The following is a 25,502-nucleotide window of genomic DNA, read 5'->3' as shown; positions in this document are numbered from 1 at the left end:
TTGGGTCAGATGCTCCTTTGGTCCCTCCACCCCGGCAAGTCCTGCATGGTTGCAGGAAGAGCATTCAAACATACAAGTTCCCTTCCAGGGGACGAACCGTGCGAAGCACGGAGTCGCCCGCAGGGCGATCAAGGGGGCGAGAAAGCTAACGCTCGAGGCAGGGAACCTTCCCGCCGCCCGGCTGCCTGACTCCTTAAGTCAGCCATCACTATCACGCCATGCCCCGCTATACCGCCATTCCTGTCCGGCTTCCTTCTCTGCTTCTGGTATTAACCAGCCTGGCAGCCTGCAGCCTGGTGCCCCCCGAGCGGCAATCCCCCCGACCTGACATTGCCGAAGCACCGCTGGAACTTCCGCCCCAGCAATCCCTGATCCTCGACAGCCTGCTCGCCCAGAAAGAAGACTGGCAGGGCGTGCCTTACCAATACGGTGGCCTCAGCACGCAAGGCGTGGACTGTTCTGGCTTCGTCTATCTCACCTTCCTCTCGCAGCTGAACATGAAAGTCCCCCGCACCACCTCCGCCCTGATGCAGGAAGGCGAGCCCGTGGCCCGCAACGAACTGGAAGTGGGCGACCTGGTGTTCTTCAAAACCGGACCGGGCAATCGCCACGTGGGAATCTATATGGGTGGGGATGAATTTATGCATGCGTCGGTGAGTAGTGGCGTCATGCAGTCGTCGCTCAACAACCCCTACTGGAGTCAGCGTTATTGGAAGGCCAGGCGGCTGGTAGAGCGGTGATTTTTTCCTGTCCCAGTCAGTCGCGCCGGCGCCTTTAATGTGAAAGGGCAGGAGAGTAGGGGCGGTGAATCTGTTAAGTTAACGGCATTAGATACCGCAGGTGGCCCGCACGCGCGGAGCGTTAGAGCAACCCAAACCAGAACAGCAGGTCAATCATTGAATAGAGAACAACTGAAACAACTCGAAGACGATCTATGGTCAGCCGCCGACAATCTGCGTGCCAACTCCGACCTAAAGGCCTCTGAATACAGCACGCCGGTACTGGGGCTGATCTTCCTCAAGTTTGCCGACATCAATTACCGGCGCCATGAGGAAGCCATTCTCAAGGAATACCAGAAGCTCAAAGGCACTCGCCGGGAAAAGTCGCTGAATGAAATCGCGGTAGCCAAGTGCGGCTTTTACCTGCCGGATCACGCCCGCTACAGCTACCTGCTAAATCTGCCTGAAAACCAGGATATTGCCAAGGCCATTGAAAAAGCGATGGAGGCCATCGAGGAGTACAAGCCCGAGTTGCAGGGCAGCCTGCCCAAGGACGAGTATTACCGGCTGACCCGCACCCAGGAAACCAAACTCCTGCCCTTCGATCTGCTGCGTCAGTTCGACAATATCCCGGACGACGCCACCGGCGATGTCTTCGGGCAAATCTATGAATACTTCCTGGGCAAGTTTGCCCTGTCCGAGGGCCAAGGCGGCGGGGAGTTCTTTACCCCGCGCTCGGTGGTGCGGCTGATGGTGGAAATCATCGAGCCCCACGGCGGCACCGTGTTCGACCCCGCCTGCGGCTCCGGCGGCATGTTTGTGCAATCGGCGCAGTTTATTGAAAAGCACAAAGAAGAGTACGAAGCTCAAGGCGAGGACACCAGCGTGTTTGTCTCCGGGCAGGAGAAAAGCTCGGAAACCGTCAAGCTGGCGCGCATGAACCTGGCCGTCAACGGCCTGCGCGGGCAGATTCTGCAGGGCATCTCCTACTACGACGATCACTTCGGCTCGTTCGGCAACTTTGATTACGTGCTGGCCAACCCGCCGTTCAACGTGGATGAAGTGTCGCTCTCCGGCGTGGAAAAAGACCCGCGCTTTAACACCTACGGCATCCCGCGCAAAAAGACCAAGGCGAAAAAATCCGAACAGGGCAAGGAGACAGTGCCCAACGCCAACTACCTGTGGATCAACCTGTTCGCCACCTCGCTGCGCGAGCCGGACAACAAACACCCCGGTGGAAGAGCTGCGTTGGTCATGGCCAACTCCGCCTCCGATGCGCGCCACTCCGAGGCGGAGATCCGTCAGACGCTGATCGAAAACAATCTCATCTACGGCATGCTCACCCTGCCGTCGAACATGTTCTACACCGTCACCCTGCCTGCCACCCTGTGGTTCTTCGACAAGGGCAAGACGGACGAGCGCATCCTGTTTATCGACGCGCGCAATATCTTTACCCCCATCGACCGCGCCCACCGCGAGTTCTCGGAAGAGCAGATCCAGAACATCGCCATCATCAGCCGCCTGCACAAAGGCCGTAGCGATGAGTTCGTCGCGCTCATCGACCGCTATTTCGAACAGGGCATGGCGCGCCTGGCGGAGAACCAAAAACAGGTTGAGCCGGTGGCCGAGCAGCTATTGGCGGTTTTAGATGATAAGGCCGGCAAACAAGCCGTGGCCAGTCTGGTGGATACCTGGAAGGGCCTGGCGCCCTTGCAAAAAGCCTGGGTCGCCTACCAGAAAAAACACACAGCCAAGGCCACCGCCGACAAAAAGAACCGTGCCCAGCGCGAGCTGCGCGCCACCTTCGACCCCTTCTTCACCGCCCTGCACGACAGTCTTAAACAGATCGACAAGGCCGTGCGCCGGCACGAAAAAGCCCTGGCGGAAGCCGCCAAACAGGCCGGCAAACGCCAGAGCAGTGATCGCGCCACCCGGCAACTGAAAACCGCGCTGGAAGAACTGCACAAGGAAGTCAAAAACGCCGAAAGCTACTTTGGCCATATCCACTGGTTGCAGGAACGCTTCCCCGAGGCTGAATACGAGGATGTTACTGGCCTGTGCAAGCTGGCCGGTCTGGAGGAAGTGAAAGAGCAGGATTATTCGCTGAATCCGGGACGTTATGTGGGGGTGGTGATTGAGGAGGATGGAAAAACCGAAGAGGAGTTTTTTGATGACCTTATCTCATTACAAAATGAGCTTGCTTCGTTAGGAAATTTGGCTTCTGAACTTGACGCTACCATTGCCAAAAATACAAAAGTCATGGTTGGTGAATGATGGAACATTGGCAGTCAATGATTTTGCGCGATCTTCTAAGGGTTGAGCACGGTTTTGCCTTTAAGGGAGAGTATTTTGCCGATTCCGGGCACTACGTTGTTTTGACTCCGGGAAATTTTTATGAGGAGGGTGGTTTCAAGCTTAGGCCTGGAAAAGATAGATTCTATTTAGGCGAGATACCGGAACGATACATTCTGTCTAAAGGCTCGATGATCGTCGCCATGACAGAGCAAGCAGAGGGATTATTAGGTAGCCCTGCAATAATGCCAGAGTCCGACCGTTATCTGCATAATCAACGGCTCGGCCTTGTGCGACCAATTGAGAGGTGGGCCGATCTTCGGTTTCTATACTACCTTTTTAATACTAATGTTGTTCGCGAGCAGATTCGGAATAGTTCATCGGGTGCAAAAGTTCGTCACACATCTCCGGAGAGAATTTACGGCACAAAAGTTTTAGTTCCTGGCATCGCCATCCAACGCAAAATCGCCGCCATTCTGACGGCCTACGACGATCTGATTGAAGTCAACAAGCGCCGCATTGCGCTGCTGGAAAAAATGGCCGAGGAACTTTACCGCGAATGGTTTGTGCGCCTGCGCTTTCCCGGTTATCAGAAAACCCGTTTTGTAAAAGGTGTGCCGGAGGGGTGGCCTTTCGATGTGGGCAGAGCGTTCTTCGATCATGTAAAAGGAAAGTCGTATGCCTCACATGAGATTTCGGATGAAGATGGAACCTGCTTTTTCATTACACTAAAGTCCTTTCACCGTCGAGGCGGCTACCGAAAGGAAGGGCTTAAATATTTTTCCGGTTCTTATAAAGACGGTCAGAGTGTAGAGGCGGGTGATGTGGTTATGGCTGTGACTGATATGACACAAGACCGGGCTGTGGTAGGTGAAGTTGCCCGCATACCGAAGCTGCATGGAAAAAAATCAGTTATTTCACTCGACGTTATTCGGCTGATGCCTAAAAACATGTCAACGACATTTCTTTACTCATATATGCGATATTCTGGGTTTGCGAACTACATTAAGGAATACGCTAATGGCGCAAATGTACTCCATTTGAAGCCCGACCTAATAGGAAAACAAAGATTACTTTTCCCTCCCGCTGAGCTACGGGACCAATTTTCCAGCCTCGTAGAGCCTTTCTATCAGGAAATAGATGCATTGGAAGAAGCGAATGGAGTGCTCACAAAAACCCGCGACCTCCTCCTCCCTCGCCTCATCTCCGGCAAGCTCTCTGTGGAAGACCTGGATATCCAGTTCCCGCCCAGCATGCAGGAAACTACGGCTGAGCAGGAATCTCTGCTGGAGGCCCGCCGTGCCTGAAGCCGTAGCCGATAACAGCCCGGAACACCGGCAGGCCCCGGTGACTGTTCAAAACAACGGATATCTGAGAAGATGCCTTACAACCTGCTCAAAATAGCCAAATATTGAGCAGGTTTGCCGCTAGCCGCAGGAATCCATGCCATGGTGCTGACTATCCGCGAACACTTTCCGCCCCGGCAGCCGCTGGAAACCCCGGCGGTGCTGCGGGCGTTGGTGGCGGCGCATCGGCATCTGGCGGAGCTGAAGGGGGTGGCGCGCAGCATCCCCAACGAACGGCTGCTGGTGTCCACCCTGTCCCTGCAAGAGGCGCAAAGCAGCTCGGAAATCGAGAACATCATTACTACCCAGGACGCGCTGTACCGCTATCAGGTGCAGCCCGGCTCGGTGGACCCGGCCAGCAAGGAGGTGGCCTGGTATGCCCAGAGCCTGGAGGTGGGGTTTCAGGCGGTGCGTGCCTCCGGGCTGTTGCGCCTGAGTACCATCCTTGAGGTGCAGGCCACGCTGGAGGGCAACGACGCCGGCTTGCGCCGCACGCCCGGCACGGTGCTAAAAAACGAGCGCACTGGCGAGGTGGTGTATCAGCCGCCCTCGCCGGAGCATCTGCCCGCCCTGATGGACGAGCTGGTGAGCTGGATTCATGCCGACGAGGGCGAGGGTCTGGACCCGCTGGTGCGCATGGCCGTGATGCACCACCAGTTCGAGACCATCCACCCCTTCTATGACGGCAATGGCCGCACCGGGCGCATTCTCAATATCCTGTTTCTAGTGCGCGCCGGCCTGCTGGATTCGCCCATCCTCTACCTGAGCCGCTACATCAGCCAGACCAAGGCGAACTACTACGCCGAGCTGCAAAAGGTGCGCGACAGCGGCGACTGGGAAGGCTGGCTGCTCTATATGCTGCGCGGCGTGGCGGTAACGGCCCGCCACACCACCGCGCTGGTGGAGCAAATCGCCCGCTTGCTGCAAAAGCAAAAGCACGATATTCGGGCTCACTACCGCTTTTACAGCCAGGACCTGATCAACAATATTTTTTACCACCCTTACACCAAGGTAGCCTTTGTCGAATACGACCTGGGCGTATCGCGCGCTACCGCCAACCGATACCTGGATGAACTGGCCAAAGGCGGTATTCTCGACAAACATCGGCTGGGGCGCGAAAACTACTACATCAATCGTGAGCTGGTGCAGCTGTTGTTCAATCTGCCGCCCCTGGATATGCCACCTTTGAAGAATCAGGGAGCGCTCTAGCCTATGCCGAACTTCCTGTCTGAAGACAACATCGAACAGGCCATGGTGCAGCGTTTGCAGCACCTGTATGGCTACGATGTGCTGGATTGCTACACCGCCGATGCGGCCCACCTGAATGACGGCTCCGGGCGCGCGGACAAGCGCGAGGTGATTTTGCGCGATCGCCTGAAGACCGCGGCCGTGCGCCTGAACCCGGAGATTCCCGAGAGCGCCATCGACGATGCGCTGGACCAGGTCTGCGACCAACGCCAGGCCATGGCAACTATCGTCGCCAACCGCGAGCTGGACAGCCTGATTCGGGACGGTGTGCGGGTGGAGTTCAAAGACAGTGATGGGCGCAACCGCAAAGAGCGGGTCAAGCTGATTGACTTTGAGGCGCCCGAGAACAACCACTTTCTCGCGGTGACCCAGTTGTGGATTCAAAGCACCGGCGCGGCGGCCAAGGCGGGCTATCGGCGGCCGGATGTTCTGCTGTATATCAACGGCCTGCCGCTGGTGTTTATCGAGCTGAAGAACTCCAACGTCAAGCTGCGTAGTGCCTACGATGACAATCTGACCAATTACAAGGCCGATATTCCCCAGTTGTTCCTCACCAATGTGTTTTGTGTGTTCAGCAACGGCCTGGAAACACGCCTGGGCAGCCTGAGCGCCGAGTGGGAACACTTTTTCCATTGGCTGCGCCCGGAAGACGAGAAAGAAAAAATACGCCGCGACCAGATTCGCGAGCAGGGCACCAGTGCCGAGCGCTTTCTGCAGGGCCTGTGTGCCAAAGAAAAGCTGCTGGACTATGTGGAAAACTTTGTGATTTACCACAAGGACACGCAGAAAATCATTGCCCAGAACCACCAGTTTATCGGCGTAAACAAAGGGTTCGACAAGTTTCTGCGCCGGGAGGAGTTCGGTGGCAAGCTCGGGGTGTTCTGGCACACCCAAGGGTCGGGCAAGAGTTTTTCCATGATTTTCTATGCCCGCAAGATCATCCGCAAGGTGCCGGGCAATTACAGTTTTGTGGTAGTCACTGACCGGGACGATCTGGACCGGCAGATTTACCGCAACTTTCTCAACACCGAAACCGTCAAAAAGGCGGATGCCGCCCAGCCGAAAAACAGTGAACAACTGCGTACCTTTCTCGGCCAGAACAAGAAACTGGTGTTTACCCTGATCCAGAAGTTCCGCTGGCCCAAGGGCAAGCGTTACCCGCTGTTGTCGGATCGCGATGACATCATCGTGATTGTCGATGAGGCCCACCGCACCCAGTACAAAACGCTGGCGGAGAACATGCGTGCCGGCCTGCCCAACGCCCAGTACCTGGCTTTTACCGGCACGCCGCTGCTGGGGCGCGAGCGCAAGACCAATGACTGGTTTGGTGATTATGTCTCGGAATACAACTTCAGCCAGTCCATGGACGATGGCGCCACCGTGCCGCTGTTCTACAAAAAGCGCGTACCGGAGGTGCTGAACCAGAACGAGGACCTGAGCGACGAGTTCTACGAGATTCTGGAAGATGAAAACCTTGACGAGGCACAGCAGGAAAAGCTGGAGCGCCGCTTCGCCACGGAACTGCAAGTCATTAAACGCGACGATCGGCTGGAGACCATCGCCCGGGACCTGGTTTACCACTTCCCACGCCGGGGCTATCTGGGTAAAGGCATGGTGATTGCGGTAGACAAGTTCACTGCGGTGAAAATGTACGACAAGGTGCAGCGCTTGTGGAAAGCCGAGATCAAAGCGTTGCGCGGCGAAATCAAAAAGGCCAGTAACGAACGGCATAAAGCGCGTTTGCAAAAGCAACTGGAGTGGATGCGCAAGGTGGAGATGGCGGTGGTCGTCAGCGCCGAAAACGGCGAAGAAGAAAAGTTCGACGCCCACAATCTCGACATCCGCCCGCACCGCAAACGCATGGATCAACTGGATGCCCATGGCCACGATCTGGAATACAACTACAAGGACCCGGAACATCCCCTGCAACTGGTGTTCGTCTGCGCCATGTGGCTGACCGGCTTTGATGCGCCCACCGTATCCACGCTTTACCTCGACAAGCCCCAGAAAGACCACACCCTGATGCAGACCATCGCCCGCGCCAACCGGGTGAGCTCGCACCGCATCAATGGCGTGGAAAAAACGAACGGCGAAATCGTCGACTATTACGGCGTGATCGGTCGCTTGAGGAAGGCCATCAAGGACTATGGGCAAGGTGGCGACGGAGGGGATGAGCCGCCGGTCAAGGATAAGGATGAGCTGTTTACTTTGTTGGCAGACGCCATTGAGCAGGCACGCGTCTTTTGTGCAGAGCGCGATATTGTTATCGACGAGGCCTTGGCTTCCGACGATGTATTCAAGAAAGTGGGCCTGTTTGAGGCGTGGGCAGACACTCTGCTTGCTAAAGATGAATGGCGAAAATCCTTTAACGTATTCGAGAACACCATTACGGCGCTTTATGAGGCCTGCAAGCCAGAGATTCTGGGTGATCCTGTTGTTCGCAAAGTGGCCCTGTTTCAGTACCTGCGTGGTGTTCTGGATAGCATTATCGAACAGCAGGATATTGATTCCGCCACCCGGAAAATCAACGAATTGCTTGATGAAAGCCTGATTGTCGATGACAAGAAGTTCGTCGAGGTCAAAGAGAATCCAGCCGATTGGCAAATTACACAAAAAGGCAAGACCTGGGATCTGAGCAAAGTGGACTTTGACAAGCTCAAAGCGGATTTCAAGCAGGCCCAGTACAAGAACATCGAAATCGCCGACTTGCGATCATTTTTGGAAAAGAAACTGCAGGACATGCTCAATCAAAATCGCACCCGCCGCGATTTTGCCGAGCGCCTGCAGGAAATCATCGATAACTACAACGCGGGCAGTAGCTCGGCGGATGAGTCCTACGCCCAGCTTCTGGAAGAGATGGCGGCCTTGAAGGAAGAGGAAGATCGCCATATCCGTAAAGGGCTAACCGAAGATGAGCTGGAAATATACGACTTGCTCTGTAAAGACAATATGACCCAGGCCGAGGAAAAGAAGGTGCGCCTGGCAGCCAAAGCGTTGCTTAAGCGCCTTACCGAGGAAAAGCCCAAAGTGCTGGTGCAGGACTGGTACAAGGACATGCAAACCAGGCTTGCCGTGCGCGATGAGGTGGGGGCCGTGTTGGATGACTATCTTCCCGAGGACGGCTACGACAAGGACTTATTCATACAGAAGCGTGATATGGTTTTCGAGCTAACGCTCGACCTGGCTATTAATCACCAAAGGTGGGCGGCCTAGCACCCAGAGTCGCCTGGCAACATGCTGCTATGGGGCAATTTTATGATGTTGCGAACCTTCCTGATCGGGGCACTGGTCAGGTCTCCCATATCCCAAAGCGTGTGGCGATCAGCTCTCCGATAGCTGTATCAACGCCCGGCTGAGATTGTCCCGCGCCGACACTTCCAGTCGCTCCCTCAGCTCAGCCGTGTGGTAAATCACCCCCTGATCCAGAAAACTCCGCAACACCGCACTCCGCCCTTTCCGAAACGCCGCCTCCGGCACAAAGTCATATTCCTTTCGAATCCACCCTTCATACCGGTCATACAACTCAACATCAGCCCCAAGAATACTCAGGTCGATATCCTGCAGCAGTGCCATGTCCGGGTCCGTGGGAGGGTGCGGATGGATGGTGGCCAGGATGAGTTCGTGCACTCGGGCACGTTGCGCGTCGGTAAGCATGCTGTCGGCAAAGTGCTGGGCAAACCAGTCTGCGCTGCGGGCTTCGTTATCGGCGGCGCGGGGATCGTAAATCACATCGTGGGCCCACAGGGCCAGTTCCAGGCAAAGGGGATCTGCGGCGAGATGGCGATAGTGGTCTAGCCATCCCAGGCAGGCGGCGATGTGGTCCAGGGTGTGATAGTGGCGGCGGGGCTCGTTGTAGTGGGTGGCCAGTTGTTGCCAGGTGGGCTCCGGGTCAGGCAGTAGCGGGGCGACGACGGTGTGCCATCGTTGTTGCAGGGCTGACGCGGTGGTCATCCCGCTTCCTCTAACGGCTTGCCGTCTTCATCCACAAAACGCACATCCCGCACGGTGAGGGTTTGGCCCTGCTGGTTCTGGACTGCCACCGGTGCCAGCGGCTTGCCGGTCTGGCGGTCCACCAGTTGCATGGTGTCCTTTTCGCCGTTCCAGCGTTCGCTCCACTGGCGCAGTGCGGTGACCACGGTAAACAGGTCGCGGCCCTTGTCGGTGAGGCGGTATTCGTAGCGCTTGCCGTGCTCGCCCACGTCCACGCGCACCATTACGCCGTTATCCACCAGCCGTGACAGGCGGTTGCAGAGGATGTTCTTGGCTATGCCCAGGCTGTGCTGGAAATCCACAAAGCGGCGGGTGCCCAGCATCGCCTGCTTGACCACCAGCAGGGACCACCAGTCACCGACCTCATTGAGGGCGCAGGCCACCGAGCAGCCCATGTCGTCGAAGCGTTTACGTGTCATGGCGGCAGTATAGATCAGAATGGTTGCATTAAGAAACCAAATAAGGTTTTATTACGCAACCAAATTGAATTGACCGCCCGTGAGGGCGGATGCGCTGATTCTGTTGGTTATTGAGCGAGTGCTTCTGAGAGCGCTGCTGAAAGGGCCATTGCGAGGGTGGTTGCCATTGCTGGCCCCTTTTTTTGTTACCCCGAATGCTCAAGCCGAGCCTGTATCTGGCTCGGCCTGGAGAGTGAATAGATAAGACTGATTAGGAGAGCCCCATGAGTAGTTCCCTGGATAGCCTGCTGCGTCCTTTTGAATACAAATCCCTGAAGATGCGTAACCGGGTGGCCATGGCGCCCATGACCCGTACCTTTTCTCCGGGGTATGTGCCTAACGATCAGGTGGTGGGGTATTACCAGCGCCGCGCCGAGGGCGAGGTGGGCCTGATCATCACCGAAGGCACCTTTGTGGGCCACAAGGCCGCCAACGGTTACGAGCGGGTGCCGGCCATTTATGGTGACGAGGCCATGGCGGGCTGGAAGAAGGTGGTGGATGCGGTGCACGCTGCTGGCGGCCAGATTATTCCGCAGCTTTGGCATGTGGGTTCGGTACGCAAGCCGGGTATTGGCCCGGACAAGGATGTGCCCGGGTATTCCCCGTCTGGCCTGTTCAAGCCAGGCAAGGAAAATGGCCATGCCATGACCAAGGACGATATCCAGGACGTGGTGCGCGCCTTTGCCGAGTCTGCCAAGGCGGCCAAAGCCGTCGGTTTTGATGGCGTGGAAATCCACGGTGCCCACGGTTACCTGCTCGATCAGTTCTTCTGGGAAGGCACCAACCAGCGTGATGACGAATACGGTGGTTCCATCGAGAACCGTGCCCGCATTGGCATCGAAATCGTCAAGGCGGTACGCGAAGCTGTGGGTGAAGACTTTGCCATCGTGCTGCGCTTCTCGCAGTGGAAGCAGCAGGATTACGAAGCGAAGCTGGCCCAGAACCCGGAAGAGCTGGAGCGTTTCCTGATGCCGTTCGTGGACGCAGGTGTGGACGTGTTCCATGCCTCCACCCGTCGCTTCTGGCTGCCGGAATTTGAAGGCTCCGATTTGAACCTGGCGGGCTGGACCAAGAAAATTACCGGCAAGCCGGTGATTTCCGTGGGCAGCGTGGGCCTGGACGGGGACTTCCTCAACAGCCCGGACGGCATGGGCGGCACCGCCAACCCGGCAGGGCTGGAGGAACTGGAGCGCCGCATGGACAACGACGAGTTCGACATGATCGCCGTGGGCCGTGCCCTGCTGCAGGACCCGAACTGGCTGGTGAAGATGCGTGACGGCAAGGAAGACGAGATTGCGCCGTTTACCAAGGCGGCGTTGGGGAGTTTGAGCTGACAGCTACGAGCGACTAGCTGCGAGTAAAAGAACGCGGGTCAGGTTGTCTGGCCCGGAAATGAAAGAGGCCGCGTCCGAAGATTGGGTGCGGCCTCTTTGTTTTCTACGGAGCCACTGTAGGAGTGCCTCTCGAGGCGCGAACCGAGCGACAGCGAGGAAGGGACCATCAGGTACATCACGACTATCTATCTGTGGCACCATCATCGAATGCGGAGGTGGCTTGATCGTCCTTCGGACGATCCCGCGTTTGCACGCGGTTCGCGCCTCGAGAGGCACTCCTACAGCGGCTTTGTAGATGGCGGGGCGAACATTAAGAGGCCGCGCTCGGAATCCGGGCGCGGCCTCTTTGGTTTCAGTTGAGTGACGGTCTCAAACCGCGTTTCAACTTTGAACTTTACACTTTCAGCTCTCTTCGCCCTGATCTTCCAGCGACTGGTTAATCGCCAGCGCCAGCAGGGTGCAGATCACGCCGGATAGCAGGTACACCGTCACCGACATGAGGCCGAACTTGGCGGACAGGCCCAGGGCCACCAGGGGGGCGAAGGCGGCGCCGAACAGCCAGGCGAAGTCGGAGGTGAGGGCGGCGCCGGTGTAGCGGAAACGCGGGGCGAAGTTGGCGGTGACGGTGCCGGAGGCCTGGCCGTAGGAGACGCCCAGCAGGGCAAAGCCGAGCAGGATGAAGGTGTCCTGCATGACTGGGCTGCCGCCCATCAACAGCGGCGTGAGCAGGCTGAAGACGCCGATCATGGCGGCCAGGGCGCCCACGGTGGTGCGCTTGCCGATACGGGCGGCGATCCAGCCGGAGCCGATGGTGGCCATGATGCCCACGAAGCCCCCCAGCACCTGCACGGTGAGCACTTCGGCGGTGGTCTGGCTGCCCTGAAAGGCGATCCAGGAGAGCGGGAAGATGGTCACCACATGGAACAGTGCATAGCTGGCCAGGGCGGCGAAGGAGCCAATGAAAATATTGTGGCCTTCCTCGCGCACCATCTCGCTGGTGCGGATGGGTTCCAGCTCACTTTCCTGCATGGCTTCGGTGTATTCCTCGCCCAATACCAGGCGCAGGCGGGCAAACAGGGCGACCACGTTGATCGCGAACGCCACGAAGAACGGGTAACGCCAACCCCAGCCCAGGAAGTCCGCGGCGCTCAGGCTGTTATAAAGGTACAGGAACAGGGCGCTGGCGATCACAAAGCCCAGCGGTGCGCCCAACTGGCCGATCATGGTGTACCAGCTGCGGCTCTCTTTGGGGGCGTTCAGGGCCAGCAGGGAGGGCAGGCCATCCCAGGAGCCGCCGAACGCGACACCCTGCATGACCCGGAACAGGGCGAGCAGGGCGATGGCGTAGCCGCCCAGTTTTTCATAGCCGGGCAGGAAGGCGATGCCCGCAGTGGCGGTGCCCAGCAGGAACAGCGCGGCGGTTAGCTTGATGCTGCGGCCCCACTGGCGCTGGATCCACATGAACAGGGCGGTGCCGAAGGGGCGCGCCACAAAGGCCAGGGCGAACAGCATGAAGGAGTAGAGCATGCCCTGCAGCTGGCCGGTAAAGGGGAAAAACAGCTGTGGGAAGATCAGTACGGAGGCGATGCCGTATACAAAGAAGTCGAAATACTCGGAGGTACGGCCGATGACCACGCCCACGGCGATTTCGTTGGGGGCCACGGAGGCGTGGCTTTTTTGGCTTGGCATGGAAGCCGGATAGGTCTGCGACATGTTGTGCGCTCTTCACCAGAGTTGTTGTTTGTGCCTTGATTTCCATCAAGTATGGTTAGGACTTTAAGCCTATGGGACAAAATGTCCAATACCGGCTACTCATGCCCTTGGATAGAGTCCCGTTTACTCAAAAGCTAACCAGAAGATTCGCCAATGCAATTATTCAAATACTTGCGTGGAGCGTCGTTGACGTTGCTTGTCGCCGCCTTGCTGTCGGGCTGTGACGCAGTCGTGATGTCCCCCTCTGGTGACGTGGCCGTGCAACAGCGGGATTTGCTCGTCTGGGCAACCGTGCTGATGTTGCTGGTCATTGTGCCGGTGATCGTGCTGACGTTGTGGTTTGCCTGGCATTACCGGGAAGGCAACACCAAGGCCAACTACAAGCCCGACTGGACCCATTCCACCGTGCTGGAACTGGTGATCTGGTCTGTGCCGCTGATGATCATCATCGCGCTGGGCGCCATGACCTGGGTAAGCACCCACAAACTGGACCCGTACCGCCCGCTGGACCGCATTGATGCGCAGACCCCGGTGCCGGTGGGCCTGGAGCCGCTCACCGTGGAAGTGGTGGCGCTGGACTGGAAGTGGCTGTTTATCTACCCGGAGCAGGGCATTGCCACCGTCAATGAACTGGCGGCGCCGGTGAATCACCCGATCCGTTTCAAGATCACCGCCTCCACCATGATGAATTCCTTCTTCATTCCGGCCATGGCCGGACAGATCTATGCCATGGCGGGCATGGAAACCAAGCTGCATGGGGTGATCAACGAGCCGGGCGTCTACCAGGGCTTTTCGGCCAACTACAGTGGCGCCGGTTACTCGCAGATGAAGTTTGATTTCCACGGGCTGAGCGAAGAGGACTTCGCCAGCTGGGTCGCCAAGGTGAAGGCCAGTGACGGAAACCTGAGCCGTGATCAATACCTGCAGCTGGAAGAGCCGAGTATCGATGACCCGGTGAGTTATTACGGCCAGGTGGATCCGACTCTCTACAAGGCCATTTTCAACCGCTGCGTGGAACCGGGCCAGACCTGCATGGAAGACATGATGTACCACGGTGGCATGGACAAGCACGCCGGTCACCATGGCGATGCCAAGGCTGAGCATGCGGATCACCAGGACCATGCCGGCCATCAGTCCCATGGAGGCCACCATGAATAATTCTCTCCTGATCGCAAATGCAGTAGGTGCCGCCCATGTTTGAGAACCTGGACCTGACCAAGCTGATCTTTGGTCGCCTCACCTGGGACGCGATTCCCTTCCATGATCCGATCATTCTCGGCACCTTTGCCGTGGTGGCGCTGGGCGGCATTGCGCTGCTCGCCGCCCTGACACGCTACAAGCTGTGGGGTTACCTGTGGAACGAGTGGTTTACCACCATCGACCACAAGAAAATCGGCATCATGTACATCATTCTTGGCCTGGTGATGCTGCTGCGCGGTTTTGCCGATGCCATCATGATGCGTCTGCATCAGGCCATGGCCTTTGGCGACTCCACCGGCTACCTGCCGCCGCACCACTACGACCAGATCTTCACCGCCCACGGCGTGATCATGATCTTCTTCGTGGCCATGCCGCTGGTGACCGGGATCATGAATTACCTGATTCCGCTGCAGATCGGTACCCGCGATGTGGCCTTCCCGTTCCTGAACAACTTCAGCTTCTGGATGACCACCGGTGGTGCTGTCTTGATGATGATGTCCCTGTTTATTGGTGAGTTCGCCAAGACTGGCTGGCTGGCCTACCCGCCGCTATCGGGGATATTGCAGAGTCCCGGGGTGGGGGTGGATTACTACATCTGGGCGTTGCAGATCGCCGGGGTGGGTACGCTGCTGTCCGGGGTGAACCTGCTGGTGACCATCGTCAAGATGCGCGCGCCGGGCATGAGCCTGATGAAGATGCCGGTGTTCACCTGGACCTCCCTGTGCACCAACGTGCTGATCGTAGCCGCCTTCCCGGTGTTGACGGCGGTACTGGCCATGCTGTCCATGGACCGTTACCTGGACACCGCCTTCTTTACCAACGATCTGGGCGGCAACGCCATGATGTACGTGAACCTGATCTGGATCTGGGGGCACCCGGAGGTGTACATCCTGATCCTGCCGGTGTTCGGTATTTTCTCCGAGATCGTGGCCACCTACAGCCGCAAGCCGCTGTTTGGTTACACCTCCATGGTCTACGCTACCGTGGTGATTACCGTGCTGTCATACCTGGTGTGGTTGCATCACTTCTTCACCATGGGCTCCGGGGCCAGCGTGAACTCGTTCTTCGGGATCACCACCATGATTATCTCGATCCCGACAGGGGCGAAGATCTTCAACTGGCTGTTCACCATGTTCCGTGGCCGCATCAAGTTCGATGTGCCCATGCTGTGGACGGTGGGCTTCATGGTCACCTTCGTGATCGGCGGCATGACCGGGGTGTTGCTGGCGGTGCCGCCGGTGGACTTCGTGCTGCATAACAGCCTGTTCCTGATCGCGCACTTCCATAACGTGATCATCGGTGGTGTGTTGTTTGGTCTGTTCGCCGGTATTACCTACTGGTTCCCGAAGGCCACCGGTTACAAGCTGGACGAGTTCTGGGGCAAGATGTCCTTCTGGTTCTGGCTGATCGGTTTCTACTTCGCCTTCATGCCGTTGTACGTGCTTGGCCTGATGGGCGTGACCCGTCGTGTCAGCCACTTCGAGGACCAGTCTTTGCAGATCTGGTTCCAGATCGCTGCCCTGGGGGCGTTCCTGATCGCCATTGGTATCGCCGCCTTTATCATCCAGTTGGTGGTGAGCTTCCTGCGTCGCGAGAGCCTGCAGGATGAAACCGGTGATCCGTGGGATGGCCGTACCCTGGAGTGGTCTACCTCGTCGCCGCCGCCGCCGTACAATTTCGCGTTTACGCCGCGTGTGCACGATCTGGATGCCTGGTGGCAGATGAAGCAGCACGGCTTCCAGCGCCCTGAATCCGGCTTTATCCCGATTCACATGCCCAAGGGCACCTGGGCGGGCATCGTGCTCTCGGGCATCAGTGTGGTGGTCGGCTTTGCCCTGATCTGGCACATGTGGCTGCTGGCCGGTGTGTCCTTCGTGGCGCTGATCGGCACGGCGATTTACCACACCTTCAACTACGACCGTGATTACTACATCCCGGCGGAAGAAGTAGAACGGATTGAAGCAGAACGTACACGGGTGCTTGCCAATGTCTGAAAATACTATGACTGCTGACGTGAACAGCACGCAGGACGGCCAGCTGGAGTTTCTGGTGAAGGGGGATCATCACCCCCAGAACGGCACCCTGCTGGGTTTCTGGATCTACCTGATGAGCGACTGCCTGATCTTCGCTGCCCTGTTTGCCACCTATGGTGTGCTCGGGCGCAGCTATGCAGGCGGCCCCACCGGTATGGAGCTGTTCGATCTGAGCCTGATCGCCATCAACACCTCGTTGTTGCTGGTGTCGTCCATCACCTATGGCTTCGCCATGCTGCAGATGCAGGCCAACAAGGTGAAGGGCACCATGTTCTGGCTGGCCGTTACCGGCATGCTGGGCCTGGGCTTTTTGAGCCTGGAATTGTATGAATTCCATCACCTGATCCACGTGGGCGCCGGGCCGCAAACCAGTGGCTTCTGGACGGCCTTCTTCGCGCTTGTCGGCACCCACGGTTTGCACGTGTTCTTCGGCATCGTGTGGCTGGTGACCCTGCTGTTCCAGCTGAAAAAACACGGTCTGATTCCGGAAAACAAGCGCCGGGTGTTCTGCCTGTCCATGTTCTGGCACTTCCTGGACGTGGTCTGGGTTGGCGTGTTCACTTACGTTTATCTGATGGGAGTGCTGCCATGAGCGAGCATACACACGATCATGATCATCACGATGCGGACATTCCCCATGTTTCCCTGAAGGAATATGCCACCGGATTTGTGTTGGCGGTGATCCTTACCGTGATTCCGTTCTGGCTGGTGATGGGCGATGTGCTGGAAAGCTCCACCACCACTGTGATGGTGATTCTGGGCTTTGCGCTGGTGCAGATTGTGGTGCACATGGTGTTCTTCCTGCACATGAACTTCCATTCGGAAGGGGGCTGGAACATGCTGGCGCTGATTTTCACGTTGATTCTGGTCTTCATCACCCTCGCCGGTTCACTGTGGGTAATGCATAACCTGAACGTGAACATGATGCCGGGGATGATGGAGGGGGCGTCTCTGCATGCCCCCTTGCATGCTCAGTCATGCTGACCCGAGGGCGCGGCCTGAAGCGCGCATCTGCTGCGCCTTGTCTCTAGGAAAGGGGACCACCCTGACCGTCGAGACAAGACACAACAGCTGCACACTTCCGACCACGCTGAGCAAGCAAGGGGGCATGCAGAAACGCCCCGGTCGCAACACATAGCACACACTCATGCGTAGGGCAGAGATCGGCGTTGCCGGTCTCCGCCTTTCCCTCCCCGCCACGTTTGAAGAGGCATGACCATGGCTCGTCGGCGTATTTTCACTTTCCTGTTTCTGCTGTTGACCGCAGTCGCTTTCGTCGGTTTTGTGGCGTTGGGTGTCTGGCAGGTGAAGCGGCTGGCCTGGAAGGAAGACCTGATTGCCCGGGTGGATGCCCGGGTGCATGCCGAAGCGGTGATCGCTCCGTCGCAAAATAATTGGCCCTCTGTCAGTGAAGACACCCATGAGTACCTCCATGTCAGTGTGAGCGGCCAGTATCGGCCCGGGGCCGTTGCGCTGGTTTCTGCGGCGACGCAAGCGGGGCAGGGCTATTGGGTGATGGCACCGTTGCAACGGGCCGACGGCAGCTGGGTCTATGTGAACCAGGGGTTTGTGCCCCAGGAGAAACGGGGGGCGGCCCAGTCGGGTGAATATACGCCGGCTGAGCCGGTCACCGTCACCGGGTTGCTGCGTCTCAGTCATCCCGGCGGCGGTGTGCTGCGGGACAATGTGCCCGCCGAGAATCGCTGGTATTCACGGGATGTGCAGGCCATGGCAGAGCACCAGGGGTTGTCGCCGGTGGCGCCGTATTTCGTGGATGCGCAAGCCGCAGACAGCGAACTGCCGGTGGGCGGGCTTACCGTCATTCAGTTCCGCAATAATCATCGCGTTTACGCCATCACCTGGTTTGCCCTGGCCTTCGGCATGCTGCTGGCGGCCTGGCTGGTGCTGCGGGATTCACGCCGAACGCGTTAGTGTAGGTCGCCGCTGATTGTGTGACTTATGTCGAGTGCATTTTTTCACCAATCAAGGCGCTTTTCTGCAGGCCCTTTCTACCTACCTACAGGAATAGAGGGGGTCTACGTCAAAGAAAAGCAACACTGAGTGGCGGAAAAAGGCGCCGTCATAAGTTGCATTATTAGTGGCGACCTACACTAAACTGGGGTTATGGAAACCATGTCGTCGTCCTCACCCTCCAAGACTTCTCTGTCGGGTTCGCTGTTTTCTGCGCTGCGCCGCAGTAGCGATGACCTGACTGGCCGCAAGAACCTGCAGTTGCTGATTCAGCTTCGCTGGATTGCCATGGTCGGCCAGTTCGCCACTATTCTGGTGGTTAACTACGGCTTCGGAATCAAGCTGCCCGTGTCACAAATGCTGGTGGTGCTGTTTGGTCTGTTGTTGCTCAATGCGGTCAGCGTGTTGCGCCTGAGACTGCCGAAGCCGATTGGTAATACCGAGCTGTTCCTGTCCCTGCTGATCGATGTGGCAACGCTGACCATGCTGCTGGCGCTCAGTGGCGGGGCGTCGAACCCGTTCGTGTTCCTGTACCTGTTGCAGGTGATTCTGGGGGCGGTGCTGCTGGAGGTGTGGTCTACCTGGGTCATCCTGATTACCACCACCCTGTGTTTTGGCTGGCTAGCCTGGTATGGCCATCCGCTACCCATGCCGCTGGATCACTCCGAGGGGCTGTTCAGTCTCTACATCGAAGGGATGATGATCTGCTTTGTGCTCAATGGCGGTTTGCTGGTGATCTTCATTAACCGCATTACCCGTAACCGGCGCCAGCGCGATGAGCACCTGGCAGAACTGCGACAACGGGCGGCGGAAGAGGAGCACATTGTGCGCATGGGGCTGCTGGCCTCCGGCGCGGCCCATGAGCTGGGTACGCCGCTGGCGACCCTGTCGGTGATTTTGGGGGACTGGAAACACATGGAGCCGTTCAAGTCCGACGGGGATATGGCCCAGGAAATTGCTGAAATGCAGACCCAGGTATTGCGCTGCAAGTCTATTGTCAGCGGCATTTTGTTATCGGCCGGGGAGGCGCGCGGAGAATCGTCGGAGGAAACCACGGTACGCGAATTTCTCGATGATCTGGTCGACGAGTGGCGTGAAACCCGCCCGGTGAAGGACTTTGCCTATCGCAATGATTTTGGTGAGGACCTGAGCATCGTGTCGGATTCTGCGCTCAGGCAGAGTATCCACAACGTTCTGGATAATGCCCTGGAAGCCTCTCCCCATTGGGTGCGGCTGGAGGTGCACCGCGAAGAAGAAACCCTGTTGGTGTCGGTGACAGATCGTGGGCCGGGTTTCCCGCAGGCGATGCTCGATAATCTGGGGCGCCCTTACCAGTCCAGCAAGGGACGGCCGGGCAGTGGCTTAGGATTGTTTCTGGTGATGAATGTACTGCGTACCCTGGGCGGTAATCTGAAAGCGAGTAATTTGGCCCAGGGTGGCGCCTTGGTGACCTTGTCCCTGCCGTTGTCAGTGGTCACTCTGGAGCAGGAAACAGGAGGAACCAACGGTGTCTGAAATGCTGCATGATGAAAGGCTGCTATTGATTGTGGAAGACGATGACGCCTTTGCCCGCACCCTGACTCGTTCGTTCGAGCGCCGGGGTTATCAGGTGGTCCATGCGGACAGCCTGGAATCCATGCAGGCGCTGCTGAAAAACCATCAACCGGGTTATGCCGTCGTCGACCTGAAGCTCAAGGGCGAATCGTCCGGGTTGGCCTGTGTGCAAACGCTCCATGAGCATGATGAAGACATGCTGATTGTGGTGCTGACCGGTTATGCCAGTATCGCCACGGCGGTGGAAGCGGTGAAGCTGGGTGCCTGCCATTACCTGGCCAAGCCTTCCAATACCGACGATATCGAAGATGCCTTCAACCGGGCGGAAGGCTCTACCGATGTGGCCCTGACGGCCCGCGCCACTGACCTGAAAACCCTGGAATGGGAACGCATCCACGAAACCCTGGCGGAAACCGGGTTTAATATCTCCGAAACCGCCCGCCGCCTGGGCATGCACCGACGCACCCTGGCCCGCAAGCTGGAAAAGCAAAGGGTGAAGTAGGTAAGTGGCGAGAAGCGAGTTACGAGAAGCGAAAAGCGTCTGCTTGAGCCCGGGTTTGGTTCTTCGAAACTCGCTTCTCGCAACTCGTCACTTCTTCTGTCGAAAAGCGGTGGTCTCGTTCGATTAGTGAGGGAGTTATTCAGAGACTCCCTGAGGAAAGCTAAGGAACCTCTGAATAACTCCTTGCGTACTCAGCGTGACCTGAAGCGTACAGCTGTTGTGTCTTGTCTCGACAGACAGGGTGGTTCCCTTTCTTAGAGACAAGGCGCAGCAGATGTGGGCTTCAGGCCGCGCCCTTCGGGTCTTCCAGGCTGGTCCGCACTCGTTGTTGCGTTTTTTCGATGGATGGACATACACCTTCAAAATCGCGCCTAGATTGCGAACCAGCCTGAAAGACTGAGCATGCAAGGAGTTATTCAGAGGTTCCCTAATGTCATTCAAGGAGAGACGCCATGTCCACGATCCGTCTTAACCCCTATCTGAATTTCCCCGGCACCTGCCGTGAGGCGTTCGCGTTTTATGCCGAGTGCCTGAACGCGGATATCGTTTTCCAGCTGACCATGGGGGAGTCGCCCATGGCGGATGAGGTGCCGCCGGAGTCTCATGACCATATCTGCCATGTTTGTCTGCAAGGTGATGGCATTGTGTTGATGGGGTCGGATTGCCCGCCGGAATTTTTTGAAAAAGCCCAGGGGACCGTGTTGAGTGTGCAGGCCGACAATGTGGCGCAGGCGGAAACCCTGTTTGCGGCGCTGGCGGAAGGGGGCGAGATAAAGATGCCCATGGAAGAAACGCCCTGGGCGGAACGCTTCGGGATGTGTAACGATCGCTTCGGCATTCCCTGGATGGTGAATTTTGATGGCAGCAAGGCCGCCTACGAAACCTGAGGTCGGGCCTGGCCAGTCAGTGCAATTCTTCCGGTGGCGGCGTGTAACGGTGGGGCGGCAATTCTACCCGTTGGGTGACGCCGCCCTGCACCACGGTGCGCCCTTCGTAACGCTCCCCGCCGGTGACGGTGAATTCAAACCGGTAAATGCGGGTGATGCGGCGTTTGCCGTTGTGGTCTTTGCTCAGGGTCAGTTTTTCCAGCCCCACACTCTCATCCAGAAACTCCAGCTGTTGCCGCTCGCAGAAGCGCCGGGTGGCCGTGAGGGCCCGCTCGCGAATGCCGTGGGAACGCCAGAACAGGGCGCCGATGACGATCAGTGACGTGACCAGCAGGATATCGGAAAGATCCAGATTCACCGCCGGGCTCCCGGTAAGCCGCCAAACAGGGTTAACCACTGTGCCTCTGTCAGCCCGTTGAGAGTGTCCATATTGCGTTCGGGAATCTGCTCCGGGTTCGGGTAACTGGCCAGGCCCTTGTCCAGGCTGGCTTCGCGCAGGATATGCAGAATCGGGTAGGGCGCCCGGTTGGTGTAGTTCTCCCGGTCGTCCACGGCGGTGTCGGCGAACTGGTACGCGGGGTGGAAGCTGGCAATTTGGTAGGTGCCTTCCCAGCCCTGTTGTTCCAACAGGCCATCGGCCAGATCCAGTACGTCGTTATAATCGAGAAAGTCTTCCAGCTGTTCAGTGATGATCAGCAGGGTGGTGTCGATGTCGTCTGCCGGGGTGCGATCCATGCGGTCGAGTTCTTCGTGCAGGTCGCCCAGCAGGGTTTCCACATTACGGCTGTCGCTGACGGTGAGCCGTACCTGGCCGGCGTTGAAGGGTTTGCGGGCAAACGGGCACAGGTTCAGGCCGATGACCACGTCCTCGAGCCATTGGCGGGTCTGCTTGATCGGGTCCGTCGTTTCCGTCTTTTCCATGTCGTTCATTCGAGCCAGGTTTCCTGGGTAAGGTGGTGCAGGGCGACATCGGGGTGAGTCGGTCTCCGCTCTACAGGGTTTCGGTCACATGGGTGGCAATGCTATCGCCTACGCGAATCACGCCACTGGAGAGGATTTCACAGCGCAGGCCGCCCCGGCCCAGCAGGGCCTTGATGACCTGCGGCGGGGTCAGATCGCCGGCCAGCAGGTGACCTACCACAGAACATGGCTCACACAGCTCGATACCGCGCAGGCGAATGTTGCCGAGCAGAAATTCCCGACCTTCCAGGGCGTTGAGATCGACGCCTTCGGTCAGCACGTTACGGCGCAGGGTATGCGACTCGACCTGCTGCTGATGCTCGCGGTTATAGGTGGCGATGGCCTCGGATTCAATCAGGGTGATCTGCTCTTCCGGCTTGGCGTTGCGCCGGTAATGGCGGTCGCCAACGATGCCGCAGCCGGCGCGCAGTTGCACGGCTGGCTGGCTTTCCACCGGGCCGCGAGACTGGCTGGCGGTGTAAAGGGCGAGGATTTTCATGGAGCTCCCGGATTGATGGCAAATGCTTGAGACCAAAGTGCGAGCACAGCGAAGACGCCAGTCTAGCAGTTTCCTCCGGGTTTTCAGCGTCTGGCGTCTGGCGTTTTCATTAGCTAGAATTGCCGCAACGACAATGATTGAGAAAGGACGTCCCTTGGACTGTGCCCTGATCGACAATCCGCTTTTCCTCCCCACACCCGCCAGCTGGCGATGGTGATGCTCCCCCTGTGTCTGCACTGACACGTCTTTTTGCTCGTTTTCCTCTACAATTATTGCTCTTGATCGCGGTCCGCCCGAGAGTCGGGCCGTAGCGAAATGCTAAGGACAATCATGTCACCACAAGAATTGGATCAATTGGCCCGGCAGGGCTATACCCGGGTGCCCGTGGTTCGCGAGGTGCTGGCGGACCTGGATACCCCGTTGTCGGCCTATCGCAAGTTGGCGTCCGGCCCTTACACCTACCTGTTTGAATCGGTACAGGGCGGTGAACGCTGGGGCCGGTATTCGATTATTGGCCTGCCCGCCACCGAGGTGGTGCGCATCACCGGGCAGCAGGTCCAGGTGGACGGGCCGGACGGGCACCAGCAAGAAGACGTGGCTGACCCCATCGCCTGGGTGGAAACGTACCGACAGGCCTACCGTAGCCCGGACCTTCCGGGTTTGCCCCGTTTCAACGGTGGTCTGGTGGGGTACTTCGGTTACGACAGCGTGCGCTACTTCGAGCCGCGCCTGGGGCCGGCGCCCGGTGAGGATGTGTTGGGCGTGCCCGATATTCTGCTGATGCGGTCCGAGGAAGTGGTGGTCTTCGATAATCTGCGCGGGGCGCTGTTCCTGGTGGTGCACGTGGACCCGACCGAAGAGGGGGTGCTGATGCGCGCCGAGCAGCGCCTGGATGCGCTGGAGACCCAGCTGCGTTCTCCGCTGCCGGAACCGGAGCACACGGTTTACGGCGAGCCGGTGGACGAGAACGATTTCCATAATGAATTTCCGGAAGCGGCTTTCAAGGCCGGTGTGGAAGCCATCCGCGAGTACATTCTGGCGGGGGATGTGATGCAGGTGGTGCCGTCCCAGCGCATGAGCTGCCCGTTCCAGGCGCCGGCGCTGGATCTGTACCGCGCCCTGCGCTACCTGAACCCGTCCCCGTATATGTTCTATCTGGACCTGGACGACTTCCATATCGCCGGGTCGTCACCGGAAATCCTGGCCCGCGCCGAGCAGGGGAGAATTACTGTGCGGCCATTGGCCGGTACCCGCAAACGCGGCGCCAATGAGGCGGAAGATCAGTCACTGGAAAAAGAACTGCTGGCGGACCCCAAGGAAATCGCCGAGCACCTGATGCTGATCGACCTGGGACGCAACGACATCGGCCGGGTCTCCAAGGCAGGCAAGGTGGATGTGTCCGACCAGATGGTGGTGGAGCGTTATTCCCATGTCATGCACATCGTGTCTAACGTTGATGGCGAGCTGCGCGAAGAGCTGGGGCCGCTGGATGTGCTGCGTGCGACCTTCCCGGCCGGCACGTTGAGTGGGGCGCCGAAGATTCGCGCCATGGAGATTATCGATGAGCTGGAGCCCACCAAGCGTGGCGTCTACGGCGGCGCGGTGGGGTATATCGGTTTTAACGGCGACATGGACACGGCCATTGCCATCCGCACCGCCGTGATCAAGGATCAGCGCCTGTATGTGCAGGCCGGTGCCGGCATTGTTGCCGATTCCGTGCCGCAATCCGAATGGGACGAGACCATGAACAAGGCCCGGGCGGTATTCCGGGCGGTGAACATGGCATTGGGTGGTCTCAACCTGGCAGACGGAGGGCAGCGATAATGCGCGTGCTGATGATCGATAATTACGACAGCTTCACCTACAACCTGGTGCAGTATCTGCAGGAGCTGGGTGCCGAGGTGCTGGTGCATCGCAACGACCAGATCAGCCTGGAAGAAATTGAAGCGCTCAATCCGGACCGGCTGATGATTTCCCCTGGCCCCTGTACGCCCAACGAGGCGGGTATCTCCATTGCCGCCATCAAGCATTTTGCCGGCAAGCTGCCGATTTTGGGCGTGTGTCTGGGACACCAGAGCATCGGCCAGGCCTTCGGTGGGCAGGTGGTGCGTGCCCGGCAGGTGATGCATGGCAAAACCTCGCCGATCTACCACAGTGGCCAGGGGGTGTTTCGTGATTTGCCGTCGCCCTACACCGCGACCCGTTACCACTCGCTGGTGGTGGAAAAAGACAGCCTGCCCGACTGCCTGGAAATGACCGCCTGGACCCAAAATGATGATGGCAGTGTGGATGAGGTCATGGGGATGCGTCACAAGACCCTGCCCATTGAAGGGGTTCAGTATCATCCCGAATCCATATTGAGTGAGCACGGTCATGCCCTGCTTGAGAATTTTTTGAAGCACGACGAGCGGGGGGACGCAGCATGAATATTCAGCAAGCGCTGGCCAAGGTGGTCGACCATATCGATCTGAGCATCGAGGAAATGCGCGATGTGATGAGCCAGGTGATGACCGGTGGCGCCACCGATGCGCAGATTGGCGCGTTGATGGTGGGCCTGCGGATGAAAAGCGAATCCCTGGATGAGATTACCGGGGCGGCCATGGTAATGCGCGAGCTGGTCACCGGGGTGACCGTGGAGAACCGCCAGTATCTGGTCGATATTGTCGGCACCGGTGGTGACGGCGCCAACTTGTTCAATGTGTCCACTGCCAGCAGTTTTGTGGCCGCCGCCGCGGGGGCTTCGGTGGGCTTGAGCTTCTTGACCGTCGCCGACCCGAAGGCCTCGAAGTGGATGCT

22 protein-coding genes and 1 pseudogene are annotated in these 25,502 nt (G+C 58.2%); 17 read left to right on the top strand and 6 right to left on the bottom strand.

Annotated elements, in window-relative coordinates; translation table 11 throughout:
- The first annotated feature begins 218 nt into the window (after positions 1–218).
- From COA55_RS16005 to COA55_RS15985, 5 genes are all read left to right on the top strand, one after another.
- Entirely contained in the window at positions 219–740 is a 522-nt protein-coding gene (locus COA55_RS16005) for an NlpC/P60 family protein (protein ID WP_290502960.1), read from the top strand.
- 156 nt (positions 741–896) lie between these two features.
- The gene (locus tag COA55_RS16000; protein WP_290502959.1) at positions 897–2,993 is read left to right on the top strand and encodes an N-6 DNA methylase; all 2,097 of its coding nucleotides are present in this window, start codon (positions 897–899) and stop codon (positions 2,991–2,993) included.
- Entirely contained in the window at positions 2,990–4,318 is a 1,329-nt protein-coding gene (locus COA55_RS15995; protein ID WP_290502958.1) for a restriction endonuclease subunit S, read from the top strand. The genes COA55_RS16000 and COA55_RS15995 overlap by 4 nt, the downstream gene beginning before the upstream one ends.
- Before the next feature lie 141 nt (positions 4,319–4,459).
- A complete protein-coding gene (locus COA55_RS15990) occupies positions 4,460–5,566 on the top strand; it encodes a Fic family protein (RefSeq protein ID WP_290502957.1) in 1,107 nt (368 codons plus the stop codon).
- Positions 5,567–5,569: 3 nt separating this feature from the next.
- Positions 5,570–8,818, top strand: a complete 3,249-nt coding sequence (locus COA55_RS15985) for a type I restriction endonuclease subunit R (RefSeq protein WP_290502956.1) — start codon at positions 5,570–5,572, stop codon at positions 8,816–8,818.
- A 108-nt stretch (positions 8,819–8,926) separates the two neighbouring features.
- On the opposite strand, the gene COA55_RS15980 is transcribed toward COA55_RS15985, so the two are convergent.
- Together COA55_RS15980 and COA55_RS15975 are read right to left on the bottom strand one after the other, a co-directional pair.
- A complete protein-coding gene (locus COA55_RS15980; protein ID WP_290502955.1) occupies positions 8,927–9,556 on the bottom strand; it encodes a hypothetical protein in 630 nt (209 codons plus the stop codon).
- The gene (locus COA55_RS15975) at positions 9,553–10,014 is read right to left on the bottom strand and encodes a helix-turn-helix domain-containing protein (RefSeq protein WP_290502954.1); all 462 of its coding nucleotides are present in this window, start codon (positions 10,012–10,014) and stop codon (positions 9,553–9,555) included. The genes COA55_RS15980 and COA55_RS15975 overlap by 4 nt, the downstream gene beginning before the upstream one ends.
- Before the next feature lie 263 nt (positions 10,015–10,277).
- Here COA55_RS15975 and COA55_RS15970 point away from each other — a divergent pair, with 263 nt between their 5' ends.
- On the top strand, positions 10,278–11,387 hold the full coding sequence (locus COA55_RS15970) for an NADH:flavin oxidoreductase (RefSeq protein ID WP_290502953.1): 1,110 nt from the start codon (positions 10,278–10,280) through the stop codon (positions 11,385–11,387).
- 402 nt (positions 11,388–11,789) lie between these two features.
- Here the strand turns inward: COA55_RS15970 and COA55_RS15965 are convergent, their stop codons facing one another.
- Entirely contained in the window at positions 11,790–13,100 is a 1,311-nt protein-coding gene (locus COA55_RS15965) for an MFS transporter (RefSeq protein ID WP_290502952.1), read from the bottom strand.
- Between the two features lie 153 nt (positions 13,101–13,253).
- Between COA55_RS15965 and cyoA the strand changes: the two genes are divergently transcribed.
- The 8 genes from cyoA to COA55_RS15925 all read left to right on the top strand — a co-directional run bounded on the left by cyoA (position 13,254) and on the right by COA55_RS15925 (position 21,247).
- Positions 13,254–14,258 (top strand): ubiquinol oxidase subunit II, encoded by a 1,005-nt coding sequence (gene cyoA / locus COA55_RS15960; RefSeq protein WP_290502951.1) that lies wholly within the window; start codon positions 13,254–13,256, stop codon positions 14,256–14,258.
- Positions 14,259–14,293: 35 nt separating this feature from the next.
- Positions 14,294–16,294: a cytochrome o ubiquinol oxidase subunit I gene (cyoB, locus tag COA55_RS15955; RefSeq protein ID WP_290502950.1), complete on the top strand. Its 2,001-nt coding sequence runs from the start codon at positions 14,294–14,296 to the stop codon at positions 16,292–16,294.
- Positions 16,287–16,925 carry a cytochrome o ubiquinol oxidase subunit III gene (gene cyoC / locus COA55_RS15950; protein WP_290502949.1) on the top strand — a complete coding sequence of 213 codons (639 nt, stop codon included), beginning with the start codon at positions 16,287–16,289 and terminating at the stop codon, positions 16,923–16,925. The genes cyoB and cyoC overlap by 8 nt, the downstream gene beginning before the upstream one ends.
- Positions 16,922–17,317 carry a cytochrome o ubiquinol oxidase subunit IV gene (cyoD, locus tag COA55_RS15945; protein WP_290502948.1) on the top strand — a complete coding sequence of 132 codons (396 nt, stop codon included), beginning with the start codon at positions 16,922–16,924 and terminating at the stop codon, positions 17,315–17,317. Before cyoC ends, cyoD begins: the two co-directional genes overlap by 4 nt.
- A 234-nt stretch (positions 17,318–17,551) precedes the next feature.
- Positions 17,552–18,265 (top strand): SURF1 family protein, encoded by a 714-nt coding sequence (locus COA55_RS15940; protein ID WP_290502947.1) that lies wholly within the window; start codon positions 17,552–17,554, stop codon positions 18,263–18,265.
- Positions 18,266–18,466: 201 nt separating this feature from the next.
- Positions 18,467–19,819 (top strand): ATP-binding protein, encoded by a 1,353-nt coding sequence (locus COA55_RS15935; RefSeq protein ID WP_290502945.1) that lies wholly within the window; start codon positions 18,467–18,469, stop codon positions 19,817–19,819.
- Between the two features lies 1 nt (position 19,820).
- Positions 19,821–20,360: a response regulator transcription factor gene (locus COA55_RS15930; protein WP_290502961.1), complete on the top strand. Its 540-nt coding sequence runs from the start codon at positions 19,821–19,823 to the stop codon at positions 20,358–20,360.
- Positions 20,361–20,812: 452 nt separating this feature from the next.
- Positions 20,813–21,247 (top strand): VOC family protein, encoded by a 435-nt coding sequence (locus COA55_RS15925; protein WP_290502943.1) that lies wholly within the window; start codon positions 20,813–20,815, stop codon positions 21,245–21,247.
- Between the two features lie 16 nt (positions 21,248–21,263).
- Here the strand turns inward: COA55_RS15925 and COA55_RS15920 are convergent, their stop codons facing one another.
- The 3 genes from COA55_RS15920 to COA55_RS15910 all read right to left on the bottom strand — a co-directional run bounded on the left by COA55_RS15920 (position 21,264) and on the right by COA55_RS15910 (position 22,706).
- Positions 21,264–21,605 carry a DUF3301 domain-containing protein gene (locus COA55_RS15920; RefSeq protein ID WP_290502942.1) on the bottom strand — a complete coding sequence of 114 codons (342 nt, stop codon included), beginning with the start codon at positions 21,603–21,605 and terminating at the stop codon, positions 21,264–21,266.
- Positions 21,602–22,177, bottom strand: coding sequence for a DUF1415 domain-containing protein (locus tag COA55_RS15915; protein ID WP_290502941.1), 576 nt, complete (start codon positions 22,175–22,177; stop codon positions 21,602–21,604). The genes COA55_RS15920 and COA55_RS15915 overlap by 4 nt, the downstream gene beginning before the upstream one ends.
- A gap of 61 nt (positions 22,178–22,238) precedes the next feature.
- Positions 22,239–22,706, bottom strand: coding sequence for an MOSC domain-containing protein (locus COA55_RS15910; RefSeq protein WP_290502939.1), 468 nt, complete (start codon positions 22,704–22,706; stop codon positions 22,239–22,241).
- A 330-nt stretch (positions 22,707–23,036) separates the two neighbouring features.
- On the opposite strand from COA55_RS15910, the gene trpE reads away from it, so the two are divergent.
- The 3 genes and pseudogenes from trpE to COA55_RS15895 all read left to right on the top strand — a co-directional run.
- A complete protein-coding gene (gene trpE, locus COA55_RS15905; protein ID WP_290502938.1) occupies positions 23,037–24,530 on the top strand; it encodes an anthranilate synthase component I in 1,494 nt (497 codons plus the stop codon).
- The gene (locus tag COA55_RS15900) at positions 24,530–25,132 is read left to right on the top strand and encodes an aminodeoxychorismate/anthranilate synthase component II (protein WP_290502937.1); all 603 of its coding nucleotides are present in this window, start codon (positions 24,530–24,532) and stop codon (positions 25,130–25,132) included. Before trpE ends, COA55_RS15900 begins: the two co-directional genes overlap by 1 nt.
- A pseudogene (locus COA55_RS15895) lies at positions 25,129–25,502 on the top strand (hypothetical protein); the annotation flags it as partial. The gene COA55_RS15900 and the pseudogene COA55_RS15895, both read left to right, overlap by 4 nt.

Source organism: Alcanivorax sp. (assembly GCF_002733835.1).
Lineage (GTDB): Bacteria > Pseudomonadota > Gammaproteobacteria > Pseudomonadales > Alcanivoracaceae > Alcanivorax.
The sequence above is the reverse complement of the archived record's forward strand: the minus strand, read 5'-3'. Positions and strand labels throughout refer to the sequence as shown.